The sequence below is a fragment of the Streptomyces sp. NPDC048278 genome (assembly GCF_040652195.1).
Taxonomy (GTDB): domain Bacteria; phylum Actinomycetota; class Actinomycetes; order Streptomycetales; family Streptomycetaceae; genus Streptomyces.
This window is the reverse complement of the sequence record NZ_JBEZLP010000043.1, coordinates 1-13,847: the sequence shown is the minus strand read 5'-3', so window position 1 is coordinate 13,847 and position 13,847 is coordinate 1. Positions and strand designations below refer to the sequence as shown.

At 72.0% G+C, this 13,847-nt stretch carries 7 protein-coding genes; all 7 read left to right on the top strand.

Going from position 1 to position 13,847, the window contains the following annotated elements:
* Nucleotides 1-86: 86 nt before the first annotated feature.
* The 7 genes from AB0D74_RS43645 (at nucleotide 87) to AB0D74_RS43615 (ending at nucleotide 13,619) form a co-directional block, all read left to right on the top strand.
* Nucleotides 87-2,387: a glycoside hydrolase family 3 C-terminal domain-containing protein gene (locus AB0D74_RS43645; RefSeq protein WP_362599865.1), complete on the top strand. Its 2,301-nt coding sequence runs from the start codon at nucleotides 87-89 to the stop codon at nucleotides 2,385-2,387.
* A gap of 146 nt (nucleotides 2,388-2,533) precedes the next feature.
* Entirely contained in the window at nucleotides 2,534-3,514 is a 981-nt protein-coding gene (locus AB0D74_RS43640; RefSeq protein ID WP_362599863.1) for a LacI family DNA-binding transcriptional regulator, read from the top strand.
* A gap of 221 nt (nucleotides 3,515-3,735) precedes the next feature.
* Nucleotides 3,736-5,214 carry an MFS transporter gene (locus tag AB0D74_RS43635; protein WP_362599861.1) on the top strand — a complete coding sequence of 493 codons (1,479 nt, stop codon included), beginning with the start codon at nucleotides 3,736-3,738 and terminating at the stop codon, nucleotides 5,212-5,214.
* Nucleotides 5,215-5,248: 34 nt separating this feature from the next.
* Nucleotides 5,249-7,723 carry a glycoside hydrolase family 2 TIM barrel-domain containing protein gene (locus AB0D74_RS43630; protein WP_362599859.1) on the top strand — a complete coding sequence of 825 codons (2,475 nt, stop codon included), beginning with the start codon at nucleotides 5,249-5,251 and terminating at the stop codon, nucleotides 7,721-7,723.
* A gap of 35 nt (nucleotides 7,724-7,758) precedes the next feature.
* Nucleotides 7,759-9,897 (top strand): hypothetical protein, encoded by a 2,139-nt coding sequence (locus AB0D74_RS43625; RefSeq protein WP_362599857.1) that lies wholly within the window; start codon nucleotides 7,759-7,761, stop codon nucleotides 9,895-9,897.
* Nucleotides 9,898-9,935: 38 nt separating this feature from the next.
* Entirely contained in the window at nucleotides 9,936-11,105 is a 1,170-nt protein-coding gene (locus tag AB0D74_RS43620) for a glycoside hydrolase family 43 protein (protein ID WP_362599855.1), read from the top strand.
* Nucleotides 11,106-11,297: 192 nt separating this feature from the next.
* Complete coding sequence (locus AB0D74_RS43615) at nucleotides 11,298-13,619, top strand: LuxR C-terminal-related transcriptional regulator (RefSeq protein ID WP_362599853.1); 2,322 nt, start codon at nucleotides 11,298-11,300, stop codon at nucleotides 13,617-13,619.
* The last annotated feature ends 228 nt before the right edge of the window (nucleotides 13,620-13,847 follow it).

Genomic DNA, 13,847 nt, shown 5'->3' with positions numbered 1-13,847 from the left:
GTCACCCGGTTAAGGTCCACGGACGCGCGCCACTGACGCGCGTCAGTGAGCGATGAGCCGCCGCCACGATCCCGAAGGACACCCACATGCCCGACATCGACCCGTCCCGTCTGTCCCTGGAGCAGAAAGCCGCACTGCTGTCGGGACAGGACTTCTGGTCCACCCGCCCGGTACAGGACTCCGGCCTCCCCTCGGTCGTCCTGACCGACGGCCCGCACGGGGTCCGCCGCCAGGTCGGGGAGTTCGACCACATGGGGATCTACCAGAGCCTGCCCTCCACCTGCTTCCCGCCCGCGGTGGCCGTCGGCAGCAGCTGGGACCCCGAGGTCGCCGCGCGCGTCGGAGTGGCGGTGGGACGCGAGGCCCGCGCCCTCGGTGTGCACGTCGTCCTCGGCCCCGGCGTGAACATCAAGCGCTCGCCGCTGTGCGGGCGCAACTTCGAGTACTACTCCGAGGACCCGCTGCTGTCCGGTCACCTCGGCGCGGCACACGTGCGCGGCCAGCAGGAACAGGGCGTGGGCGCCTCGCTGAAGCACTTCGCGGTCAACAACCAGGAGACCGACCGGATGCGGGTCAGCGCCGACGTCGACGAGCGCACCCTGCGCGAGATCTACCTGCCCGCCTTCGAGCACATCGTGACCGAGGCCGCCCCGGCCACGGTGATGGCCGCCTACAACAAGGTCAACGGCGTGCACGCCGCGCAGAACCGGTGGCTGCTGACCGAGGTCCTGCGCGACGAATGGGGGTTCACCGGAGCGGTGGTGTCCGACTGGGGCGCGGTCCACGACCCGGTGGCGTCCGTGCGCGCGGGGCTGGACCTGGAGATGCCCGGCCCCTCCCCCGAGAACGCCCGGCGCATCGTGGACGCGGTGCGCGACGGCGAGTTGGACGAACACGTGGTCGACATCGCCGTACGACGGATTGCGGCCCTGGCCGGTCTCGCGGCCGAGCGGTCGGACGAAACCGACGGGTCCCCCGGGTCCTACGGGTTCGACGCCGACGCCCACCACCGGCTGGCCCGCGAGCTGGCGGCCGAGTGCGCCGTCCTGCTGAGGAACGAGGACAGCGCCCTCCCCCTGGCATCCGCCCAACGCATCGCCGTCATCGGGGAGTTCGCTGCCACCCCCCGTTACCAGGCGGGGGGCAGCTCGCACCTCAACCCGACCCGGCTCGACAACGCCCTGGACGCGATCCGGGAGTCGGCCGCCGCGCACGGCAGCACGGTGGAGTTCGCGCCCGGCTTCACGCCGGACGGTTCCGGTGACGCCGTGGTGCTGCGGGAGGCCGCGGTGGCCGCCGCCCGTTCCTCGGACGTGGCCGTCGTCTTCGCCGGGCTCGCGGAGAGCGCGGAGTCCGAGGGGTTCGACCGGGACGACCTGTGCCTCCCGGCCGTACAGGTCGACCTGATCCGTGCCGTCGCCGCCGAGGCGGCCCGTACGGTCGTGGTGCTGTCCAACGGCGGGATCGTCTCGCTGGAGGGCTGGCACGACGAGGTCGACGCGATCCTGGAAGGGTTTCTGCTGGGGCAGGGCGGCGGGCACGCGATCGCCGACCTGCTGTTCGGCGCGGCCAACCCGTCGGGCCGCCTCGCGGAGACGATTCCGCTGCGCCTGGAGGACAACCCGAGCTTCGTGAACTTCCCCGGCGAGCAGGGCCATGTCCGTTACGGGGAGGGCGTCATGGTGGGCTACCGCTGGTACGGGACGACGGGCGCACCCGTGCGCTACCCGTTCGGGCACGGCCTGTCCTACACCACCTTCGCGGTCGGCGACCTGGCCGTGGAGAGCACCGGCGCCGACTCGGCCCGCGTCTCGCTCACCGTCACCAACACCGGCGCCCGCGCGGGCAAGCACGTCGTCCAGGTCTACGTGGCCACCGAGGCGGGACCGGTCCGGCGGCCCGCGCGCGAGCTGCGCGCCTTCGCCAAGGTCCGCCTCGCGCCCGGCGAATCGCGGACGATCGGCTTCGACCTCGGCCGCCGCGCCTTCGCCCACTACGACGTCCGCGACGACGTCCGTTACGACGTCCAGGACGGCGGCTGGGCGGTCGCGCCGGGCGAGTACCTCGTCCAGATCGGCGAGAACGCGGCCACAGTGATCGCGGAGGCGGCCGTCTCCCTCGCCGGAGACGCCGTGGCCCAGGAGCTGACCCTGGAGTCCACCTTCGGTGAGTGGATCGCCCACCCCGTCGTCGGCTCCACCCTCCTCCAGGAGCTGACCGCCGCTCTTCCCGAGGACCAGGGTTCCCAGTTGGGCGACCGGCCGGAGCTGCTCCAGGCGGTGCGGGACGTGCCGATGAAGAGGGTCGTGGGCCTGGTCGAGGGCGACGCCCTGGACGAGACGCTGGAGCGCCTGATGGAGCGCACCCGTGTCGTCTGCCGCCCGTGAGCCGCATGGACTGATGCGCGTCAGTGACGGAGTCGCGGGACGCGTATCATCGGGGTGCCTGCCGACACCTCGACAGGTGGCGGGCCGGGCGCGAGGGGCGGGACACGCGCGCCGGTGTGCCGACGGTTCGGACGGATCAGAGGGTCATGACACGCCCCGCGAAACGGATCACCAGCGCCGATGTCGCCGAGGCGGCCGGTGTCTCGCGCACGACCGTCAGCTACGTGCTCAACAACCGGCCCGGGCAGACGATCCCGGAGGAGACCAGGAAACGGGTGCTGGCCGCAGCCGAACGTCTCCGGTACCGGCCGCACGCCTCCGCCCGCGCGCTGGCCGCCGGCCGCAGCGACATCGTGCTGCTGTCCATTCCCGATCTGCCCATCGGCCCGAGCATCAGCCGCTTCGTGGAGGAGCTGACCGTCGCCCTCGCGGAGCACGGCCTGACCCTGGTCACCCACCTGGAGGCCGAGCGCGGCCGGCCCCTGCCGGACGTGTGCGCCACGGTGGGCGCCTCGGCGGTGCTCGGGTTCGAGGGGTTCGACGAGGCGACCGTCGAGGCCCTGCACGGACTCGGGGTGCGGGTCGTGCTGCCGCCGACCGACGCCCACCTGTCCGCCATGCCCCCGCTGGGCCGCATGCAGGCCGAGCATCTGATCGGCCGTGGTCACCGCCGGATCGGCTATCTGCTGCCCTCGCCCGCGCGGTTCCGCCGCATGGGCGAGGAACGCCTCCAGGGGGTGGCCGAGGCGTGCGCGGACGCGGGCATCGCGCCCCCGCTCGCGCTCGGCGCCGCCGACCTGGAGATCGCCCCGCTGGCCCGTGTGGTGAGGCGGTGGCAGGACGAGGAGGTCACCGGGGTGTGCGCGTTCAACGACGAGCACGCCATCGCCCTGCTCGCCGCCATGCGCCGACTGGAGCTGACCGCGCCGGACGACCTCGCGATCGTCGGGGCCGACGACATCCCCATGGCCCGCTTCGCGGCGCCCCCGCTCTCCACGGTCTACTTCGACCTCCGGGAGGCGGGTACCCAGCGGGCCGAGGCCGTGGCGGCCGGTCTGACCGGCCGGCGCATGGTCCTGGGCGGACCGGGTGCCAGTCTGCGGCTGGTCCAGCGCCTGTCCTCCTGACACCGATCTGACACCGATCCGACAGCGATCGGCGTTACCAGCTCGTTACCTTCCGGCATCTTGCCGCCGCGGATGGACTGATGTTTTCTACTTTCGCGCGTCACTGACGCGCATCACTAACCCAAAGTGATCGAGTGCCGCACCCCCTCCCCCCACCCCCCATGGACAGCGAGTCGTCACGACCCGACTGAAACGTTTCACAGAGCCGCGAAAGGCACCCCATGTCCCCCACCGAGACCGCCCTCGGCAGCGCACAGGCCGAGAAGCCAGGCTTCTCCTCCCGGCATCTCCTCGCACTCCTCGCCCTGTTGTGGACCGTCGCGCTGAACCCCGTCGCGGGCCTGCTCGCCGGCAACTCGCAGGCCGAGGTGGCCGTCCACTTCCGTACGACCCAGATCGCCTGGTTCACCCTCGGGGGCGCCCTGCTCGGCACCTTCCTGACGCCGTTCGCGATGAAGGCCGCCGCGATGTACGGCAAGAAGCGCGTCCTGGTCGTCGCCACCGCCGTCGGCCTGCTCGGCGACGCGATCGCCGCCTTCGCCACCGACTACTCGACGCTGATCGCCGGACGCGTCCTCGCCGGCGCCTACGGGGCCACGGTGTTCATCGCCTACGCCCTGGCCCGCGACATCTTCCCGCGGCGCCTGGTCGGCACGGCCAGCGGCGTCCTGGCCGCCAGCATCGGCCTGGTAGGCCTCGGCGGACCGTTCCTGTCGGCCTGGCTGATCGACCACCACGGCTTCCACGGCGCCCTGTGGTTCCTCGTCGTCTCCACCGCCGTGTGCCTGCTGCTCCAGCTGCTGTGCGTGCCCGAGAGCCCGGTCCGGGAAGCGGCGCGCCGGATGGACTGGATCGGCGGACTGCTGCTCGGCGGCGGGCTCAGCGCGATCGTCTACGGCATCGGCGAGGGCTCCACCTGGGGCTGGACCAGCGGAAAGACCCTGACCTGGATCGGCCTCGGCATCCTCGCGGTGCTGCTGTTCCTCCCCTACGAGTCCCGTGCCGCCGACCCGCTGCTCCCGCTGCCGCTGATCAAGCGCCGCCGGGTCTGGACCGTCTTCCTGGCCACCTCGGTGGGCGCGGGCGCCACCTTCGCCGTCGGCACCGTCACCATGCTCCTGACCCTCATGCCCGCCATCCCGACGGTCTCCGACGGCCTGGGATGGTCCGTCACCAAGAGCGCCGCGGTCCAGTCGCCCATCAGCGTCCTGGTGATCGTGACCGCGGTCCTCGCCGGACGGCTCACCCGTCGCGTCGACACCCGCGTACTGTTCGCCGTCGGCGGCGTCCTGACCACCGCCGGATACGCCGTCGCCTCCCAACTCCACACGGAGATCTGGCACTTCGTCCTCCTGGGCGTGATCTCCGGACCGGGCATGGGCCTCGTGGTCTCCGTGCTGCCGATCATGGTCATCGAGTCGGTGGCACCCGAGGAGCAGGCCCTCGCCAACGGCTCCCAGTGGCTGGTCCAGAGCGTGATCCAGGTGATCGTCAGCCAGCTGGTCTTCACGGTGATGGCCCAGGACGGCGCGGTCCTGAAGGGCACCCAGTTCTACCTGGACGGCGGCTTCACCAACGGCTTCCTGCTGGTCGCCGGAGCGTGTGCCCTCGGTGCCGTACTGGTGGCACTCATCCCCAAGGCCCGTCGCATCGACGCGGCCGAAGAAGGCCACGCGGTCGAAGCGGGCCAGGCGGCCTGAACCTCCCCTCACCCGAACACACCAAAGGCAGGCAATGATCCGCACCTCCTTCAACGACGACTGGCAGACCCGGCGCAAGGTCAACCCCTTCGCCGAACTGTCCGGCCCCGTGGCCCCGTTCGAACCGGTCACGCTCCCGCACGACGCGATGATCGGCCAGGACCGCCTCGCCCCGGACGGCGAGGTGACCATGGAGGGAGGTGCGGGCGCCTACTTCCCCGGTGGCGTCTTCGAGTACCGCAAGACGTTCTTCGTCCCGGAGGAGCTGCGCGGCAAGCGCGTCCAGTTCGAGTTCGAGGGCGTCTACCGGGATGCCACCGTCCACGTCAACGGCGACTACGCCGGTCAACGCCCCTACGGCTACTCGCACTTCGTCGTCGACGCGGACCCCTATCTGCGCTACGGCGCCGACAACGAGATCCGCGTCGAGGCCCGCGCCCACCAGGACTCCCGCTGGTACACCGGCGCCGGCATCTACCGCCCCGTCCGGATGCTCACCGGCGACCTGGTGCGCATCGTCCCGGACGGGATCCGCGTCACGACGCTCGACGTCGAGAGCGAGAGCGAGGGCAAGGGCGAGGGCGAGCGGGCGGTGGTCGAGGTCGCCACCCGGGTGCGCAACGACTCGATCGCGATCCGCACCCTCGACGTCGCGGTGAACCTGCGGGACGCCTCGGGGAACACGGTGACCGGCGACGTCACCAAGGTCACCGTGCTGCCCGGCGAGGACGCCGTCGTCCGTTCCCGTCTGTACGTGCGCGAGGCGCGCCTGTGGGACGTGGAGAGCCCCCATCTGTACGGCTGCCAGGTCGCGTTGAGCGCCGAGGGCGATCCGGTGGACAGCGACAGCGTGCGGTTCGGTATCCGCTCGCTCCGGCTCGACCCCGAGCAGGGGCTGCGCCTCAACGGCCGTACGGTGAAACTGCGCGGGGCGTGCGTCCACCACGACAACGGCCCGCTCGGCGCGGCCACTCACGCCCGCGCGGAGGAGCGCCGGGTGGAGCTGCTCAAGGACGCCGGCTTCAACGCGATCCGCATGTCCCACCACCCGATGAGCCGGGCCATGCTCGACGCCTGCGACCGCCTCGGCATGCTCGTGGTCGACGAGACCTTCGACGTGTGGACCTCGGCCAAGAACGGCTTCGACTACAGCCTGCACTTCCCCGAGTGGTGGGAGCGCGACGTCGAGGCGATGGTCGCCAAGGACTACAACCACCCCAGCGTCATCATGTACTCGATCGGCAACGAGATCCCCGAGACCGGGTCGGCGGTCGGCGCCGCCTGGGGACGCAGGCTCGCCGAGAAGGTCCGTTCCCTCGACTCCACCCGCTATGTCACCAACGCCGTCAACGGCTTCCTCGCCGTGATGTCCGAACTGGCCGCCCTGCGCGCACAGCAGACCCAGGACTCCGCGGCGGGCGGGGGAATCAACTCCCAGATGGCCGACGCCGGCGAAATGATCAACTACGTCAGCGCCTCCGACCTGGTCACCCGGCGCACCGCCGAGTCCTTCGCCGTCCTGGACGTCGCCGGCATGAACTACGCCGAGGCCCGCTACGCCCTCGACCGCGAACTCTTCCCGAACCGCATCATCCTCGGCACCGAGACCTTCCCCACCCGCATCGACGGCAACTGGAAGCTGGTGCGGGAACACGGGCACGTCATCGGCGACTTCACCTGGACCGGCTGGGACTACCTCGGCGAAGTGGGCATCGGCCGCCCGCAGTTCGCGACGCCGGAGAACCCCCGTCCCGAGCACACCGCCCCCTTCCCGCACCTCCTCGCGGGCTGCGGCGACATCGACATCACCGGCCACCGGCGCCCCGCCTCCTACTACCGCGAGATCGTCTTCGGCCTGCGCACCGAGCCCTACATCGCCGTCCGGCGACCCGAGCACCACGGCCTGACCCCCATCGGCGGCCCCTGGGCGTGGAGCGACTCCCTCGCGAGCTGGACCTGGCCCGGCTGGGAGGGCAAGCCGATCACCGTCGAGGTGTACTCCGACGCCGACGAGGTCGAACTCCTCGGCAACGGCAACTCGTTCGGGCGCCGGCCCGTGGGCGCGGAGCACCGCTTCCGCACCGAGTTCGAGGTCGTGTACGTCCCCGGGGAACTGGTCGCCGTCGCCTACCGGGACGGCGTCGAGACCGGCCGTACCAGCCTCCAGTGGGCCAACGGTCCGGTGCGGCTGACCGCCGGGGCCGACCGCCCGGTCGTCCGGGCGACCGGCGGCGATCTCGCCTACGTCACCTTCACCCTCACCGACGCGGCCGGAACCCTCCACCCCGCCGCCGATCGCCCCGTCTCCGTCGAGGTGTCCGGCGCCGGGGAGCTGGTCGGCTTCGGCAGCGCCGCGCCCTCGTCCGAGGAACGCTTCGACGCGGCCGAACGGCACACCTACGAAGGCCGCGCTCTGGCCGTCGTACGGCCCACCGGCACCGGGAAGATCCGCGTCCTGGCGACCGCCCCGGACTGCGATCCGGTCGAAGCCGTCATCACCGTCGAATGAAGCCCTCATCACCGTCGCACAAGGAACACGCGTTGATGGAACACCCGTTGAAGGAACACCCGCTGATGGAACACCCGCTGATCGACAGGAAGTCGCTGGTCCGCCGGCACACCGTCCGGCTGACCGAGCCGGACCCCGCCCACGTCCTCACCGTCGGCAACGGCGACTTCGCCTACTCGTGCGACATCACCGGCATGCAGTCGTTCCCGGCGTACCACGACCAGGGCGCCGCGATGGCGGAACGCCGGCTCGCCGTGCACACCGCGACCATGAGCGCCTGGGGCTGGCACGCCATGCCGAACCCCGAGGGCCACACCCTCCCGGACGCCATGTCCGAGCACAACACGGCCCGGGGGACGGTGAGTTACCCCGACAGGTTCGGGATCGCCGCCATGATGGGCGGCGACCTGCCCGAGGAGATGCGCCCCGGAGCCTGGCTCAGCGCCAACCCGCAACGCCTCGACCTCGGCCGTATCGGCCTCCTGCTGCGCCCCGCCCCCGACGCCGAGCCCGAGACCGGCCCGGAGGCCCTGCGGGACACCGAACAGTGCCTGGACCTGTGGACCGGGACGGTCAGCAGCCGCTTCACCTACGCCGGCCACGAGACGGCGGTCACCACCGTCGCCGACCCGCACCGGGCCCGCGTCGCCTTCCGGATCGAGTCCGAACTGCTCGCCGACGGTCTGGCCGGCATCGTGATCCGCTTCCCCTACGCGAGCGACGGCTTCTTCCAGACGAGCGACTGGACCTCGCCGGAGCGCCACCGCACCGACCTCGACCAGGTCACCGAGACGGGGTGCGTGCTGCGCCGGACCCTCGACGACACCACGTACACCGTCCGGCTCACCTGGCCGGCCGGTGTCGTACGACCGACGGCGAACCCGCACGAATACCTGCTGACCACGGGCTCGGACACGCTCGAACTCGTCGCGTCCTTCTCCCCCGACGGCGAAGTCCCGTCCGTTGAAGGCGACTTCACCGCCCTCGCGGCGGCCTCGGCCGCGTGGTGGGAGGACTTCTGGACCTCCGGCGCCGCGATCGACCTCACCGGCAGCACCGATCCGCGGGCCGCCGAGCTGGAGCGACGGGTGGTGCTCTCGCAGTACCTCACGGCGGTCAACTGCTCCGGCACCCTGCCGCCTCAGGAGACCGGGCTGATCACCAACTCCTGGCACGGCAAGCACCACCTGGAGATGCACTGGTGGCACGCGGCCCACTTCGCCGCCTGGGGCCGCCCCGAACTCCTCGAACGCAGCCTCGACTGGTACCTGTCCATCCTCCCCGAGGCCCGCGCCACCGCCCGCCGCCAGCGCTACGAAGGGGCCCGCTGGCCCAAGCAGACCGGCCCCGACGGCCGCGAAAGCCCCTCGGACATCGGGGTGTTCCTGCTCTGGCAGCAGCCCCACCCCCTCTACCTCCTCGAACTGCTGCACCGCGCCCGCCCCGGGAGCGGCCTGGTGCCGCGTTTCGCCGAACTCGTCGAGGAAACCGCCGCGTTCATGGCCTCCTTCGTCGAGGAGCGCGACGGCACCTACCACCTGCCGGCGCCGCTGGTCCCCGCCCAGGAGTTCTACGACGCGGCGACCACCGAGGACCCGACCTTCGAACTCGCCTACTGGTGGTGGGGGCTGGAGATCGCCCAGCGCTGGCGCGAGCGCGCCGGACGCGAGCGGGACAAGCAGTGGCAGCGTGTCCAGGACGGACTGGCCCTGCCCCATCGGCGCGACGGCGTGTACACGGCCGTCGCCACCGAGCCGTATCTGCGCCGCGACGACCACCCCGCGCTGCTGTGCGCCCTCGGCTTCGTCCCGGAGACCCCGCTCGTCGACCCGGCGGTCATGGCCGCGACGCTCCAGGACGTCCTGGACGACTGGGAGTGGAACAGTGCCTGGGGCTGGGACTTCCCCGTGATGGCGATGACCGCGACCCGCGTCGGCCGCCCCGACCTCGCCGTGGACGCGCTGCTCGTGCAGACCCCGAAGAACCACTACCTCCCTACCGGCCACACGCCGCAGATCGGCAGCCTCCTGCCGGTCTACCTCCCCTCCAACGGCGCCCTCCTCACGGCCGTCTCCCTCATGGCGGCCGGCTGGGACGGAGCGGACGGCGCGTGTCCGGGATTCCCGGCGGAGGGCTGGACGGTACGGCACGAGGGCTTCGTCCCGTGGCCGTGAGCCGGACGCATCCCCCACTCCCAGACGAGGAACGACGCGTGAGCACAGCACTGACCGGCCGGAGCACCCTGGGCGACTGGCTGGAGGACCCCACCGGCGGCCCCCTGATCCGGGAACTGCTCACCCGGCTGGGCCAGGACGTCTCCCAGCTCGGGCCGGCCCGGGTGTTCTCCCTGGACCGGCTCGTCGAACTCAGCCAGGGCAAGATCTCGCAGCCCCTGGTGGACGGCCTGGTCCGCTCGGTGAACGGCGGGCGGCTCGTGACCGGGCAGGAGCGGGCCACGGCCGTCCCGGAACCCGTGCGACAGGGCCTGACACTCGACCGGATCCAGATCCGCGACCCGTTCGTCCTGCACGACCGGGCCACCTCCACTTACCACCTCTACGGCAGCACGGACCCGAACATCTGGGACGGCCCCGGCATCGGCTTCGACACCTACCGCAGCACCGACCTTCTGCACTGGGAAGGCCCGTTCGCCGCCTTCCGCCCGCCCACGGGGTTCTGGAGCGAGGGCTCCTTCTGGGCGCCCGAGGTGCACGAGTACCTCGGCCGCTGGTACATGTTCGCCACCTTCACCGCTCCGGACGGCTACCGCGGCACGCAGATCCTCGTCGGCGACACGCCCCAGGGCCCGTTCGGTCCCTGGAGCGAGGGAGCCGTCACCCCACGCAAGTGGCAGTGCCTCGACGGCACCCTGCACGTCGACGCGTCGGGGACGCCCTGGATCGTGTACTGCCACGAGTGGACCCAGATCCACGACGGGGCGATCCTCGCGCAGCGCCTCAGCGAGGACCTGCGGCACACCACCGGAACACCCGTCTTCCTCTTCAACGCCTCCGACGCCCCCTGGACCCGCCCCCTGCCCGGAGTGTCCGTGAAGTTCCCCGCCTACGTCACGGACGGGCCGTTCCTCTTCCGCCTCGGCAGCGGCCACCTCGTCATGCTCTGGTCCAGCCACGGCGAGCAGGGCTACGCGATGGGCCTCGCCCACTCCGCCTCCGGGCGGATCACCGGGCCCTGGACGCAGGACGAGCACGCCCTGTGGCCGGCGGACGGCGGTCACGGGATGGTCTTCCGGCTCGCCGACGGAGCCTTGGCCCTCACCCTGCACCAGCCCAACAACACCCCCGACGAACGGGCCGTCGTACGCCGCCTCGTGGAACACGACACCACGATCACGATGGAGGACCCCCCGGCCTCCCGGTGACCTCCCCGTCCCCGGGCCGATCCCCGTCCCCCGCCCGGCACCGCCGGACGGGTGGGGCCGCCGGGATCCACGATGGTGCACCCACCTGCTCGACACCACCGGCCGGCTGCCCCCTGATTTATCATCCTTTTAGGTCATGGTGTCGAGCTGTCCGCCCGGTCCGAACGGACGGCATTGACGAGGACGGTGTCAGTGCCTGGTGTGATCTCGGAAGCGGGAAACCTGCCCGCCGCGTTCACCACCTTCGTGGGGCGCCGACGGGACATCGTCGAGATCCGCCGCCTCCTCGGCTCCGCGCGGCTGCTGACGCTCACCGGAATGGGCGGGGTGGGGAAGACGCGGCTGGCGCTGGCGGTGGCCGCGACGTGCGGCAAGGCCTTCGCGGACGGGTGCTGGCTGGTGGACCTGGCCCCGGTACGGGAACCGTCGGCGGTCGCGGGTGCGGCGGCGACCGCGCTGGGGGTGCCGGACCTGGGCGCCAGACCCGTCCTGGACGACCTCGCGAGGCATCTGGCCGGACGCCGGGCACTGATCGTGCTGGACAACTGCGAGTATCTGGTGGACGCCTGCGCCGAGCTGGCCGACAGGCTGCTGTCGGCCTCCGCCGAACTGCGGATCCTGGCGACGAGCCGCAAGACGCTGGGCCTCACGGGCGAGCACGTCGTCACCGTACCGCCGCTGTCCGTGCCGGACGAGGCGGTCGAGCTGCTGCGGGACCGGGCCACCGCCGTCCGGCCTGACTTCCGGATCACCGACGCGAACTGGGCCGGGGTCCGCCGGCTCTGCGCCGACCTGGAGGGGTTGCCGCTGGCGATCGAGCTGGCGGCGTCCAGGTTGCGCACCCTCACCGTCGACCAGGCGGTGGACCGACTGGAGGAGGACCGGTTCAAGCTGCTCACGGGCGGCAGCCAGGCCGCCCGTCCGCAGCAGCGCACGCTGCGCGCGCTGATCGACTGGAGCTACGACCTGTGCCGTCCCGCCGAGCGGCTGCTGTGGAACCGGCTGTCGGTCTTCGCCTCCGGTTTCGGCCTGGACGCCGCCGAAGGCGTCTGCTCGGGAGAGGGCATCGACCGGGACGAGGTGCTGGATCTGCTGGACCGGCTGGTCGCCCAGTCCGTCGTCCTGGCCACCGAGCACGAGGGCCAGCCGCGCTACCGGCTGCTGGAGACCATCCGCCGGTACGGCAGACAGCGGCTCGCCGCATCCGGCGAGGAACAGCGGTTGCTGCTGCGGCACCGCGACTTCTTCCTTGCCCTGGCCGAGCGGCTCGCCGACGGCTGGTACGGCCCCGGCCAGGAGGCGGCGCTGGCCCGGCTCCGCGCCGAGCAGGGCAACATGCGGGCCGCGCTGGACTGCGGCGGCGACCCGCAGGCGACCCTCGCGCTGGTCGCCGCGCTGCGCTTCCACTGGTGCGCCGACGCGTTCCTCGGCGAGGGTCGGCGACGGCTCGACCGGGCTCTCGCCGCCGCGCCCGAGCCCACCCCGGCCCGGGCCACGGCGCTGTGGGTCGCCGCCTGGGTGGCGCTGCTGCAGGGCGACCACCCGGCGGCCGAGCGGTGGCTGGACGAGGCGGAGGAGCTCGGCGAGCAGTCGAACGACGTGGTGGTGCGTGCGAACGTCCTGTGCTTCCGGGCCACGCTGGCCATGTTCAGGGGGCGGCGGAAGGAGGCCGAGTCGCTGTTCGAGGACGCGCTCGCCACCCGGGCGACGCTGGGCGAGGGACCCGAGGCGGTTTTCCTGCTGTTCCAACTGGCCGCCGCCCAGACGCATCCGAAGGACCAGCGCGCGGCCGAGACCGGCCGGCGCGCGGTCGCGATCTCCCAGGCGCACGGTGAGCGGTGGGCCCGTGCGCACGCGCTGTGGGCGCTGAGCCTGGACTCCTGGCTGCACGACGACCTGGAGACGGCCACGGCCCTGGTCCGGGACGCCCTGGAGATCGAGAGGGGCTTCGGTGACTACGTCGGGACGGCGCTGATGATCGACCTGCTCGCCTGGATCACCGCCTCCCGCGGCGACCACGAGCGGGCGGCGCGGCTGCTGGGCGCGGCGCGCCCCTTGTGGCGGGACACCGGCACCACCATCCTGGCCTTCGGCCCGCTTCTGGGCGTACTGCACAGCCGGTGCGAGGAGGCGGTCGTACGGGCCCTGGGTCCGGCGGCGTACGAGAAGGCGCTCGCGGAGAGCGGCCGTCGCCACGACGGCCCCGCCCGGGCGGTCGCGTATGCCCTGGGCGGCGACCACAGCGAGCACGGCGACGACGGCGGACACGGCGGTACGGGCGAGAGCGGTGCCGACACGGCCACCCCGGCCGGCGCCGCCCCGCTGACCCGCCGGGAGCGGGAAGTGGCCGCGCTGGTGGCCCAGGGCATGAACAACCGGGTGATCGCCGCGATGCTCGTGCTGTCGCCCCGCACCGTCGAGGGGCACGTCGAGAACATCCGGGCCAAGCTCGGCTTCGGCGGCCGTGCCCAGATCGCGGCCTGGTGGGCGGCGAACCAGACGCCCGCCCCGTAGCGGGACCGGGGCGCCCGCTTTCATGAGAAACGCATGAGAACCCCGTAGAAATACCCATGGCCCGGGGTCTGCCCCCGGGCCTTTCATGTTCGTGACAGCCATACCGAGGCGGTCGGCACCGGCCGGGTGCCCTTCCCTCCCGATACGGCGACCATCCCCCACCGGCGTGCGCCGCGGTCCGTCTCCCGGATCCCGGCGATCTCACGCACGCCCGGTTCGGCGACCGGC

Coding starts and splice junctions, on each gene's coding strand:
- AB0D74_RS43645 (WP_362599865.1), top strand. CDS start 87: ATGCCCGACATCGACCCGTCCCGTCTGTCCCTGGAGCAGAAAGCCGCA.
- AB0D74_RS43640 (WP_362599863.1), top strand. CDS start 2,534: ATGACACGCCCCGCGAAACGGATCACCAGCGCCGATGTCGCCGAGGCG.
- AB0D74_RS43635 (WP_362599861.1), top strand. CDS start 3,736: ATGTCCCCCACCGAGACCGCCCTCGGCAGCGCACAGGCCGAGAAGCCA.
- AB0D74_RS43630 (WP_362599859.1), top strand. CDS start 5,249: ATGATCCGCACCTCCTTCAACGACGACTGGCAGACCCGGCGCAAGGTC.
- AB0D74_RS43625 (WP_362599857.1), top strand. CDS start 7,759: ATGGAACACCCGTTGAAGGAACACCCGCTGATGGAACACCCGCTGATC.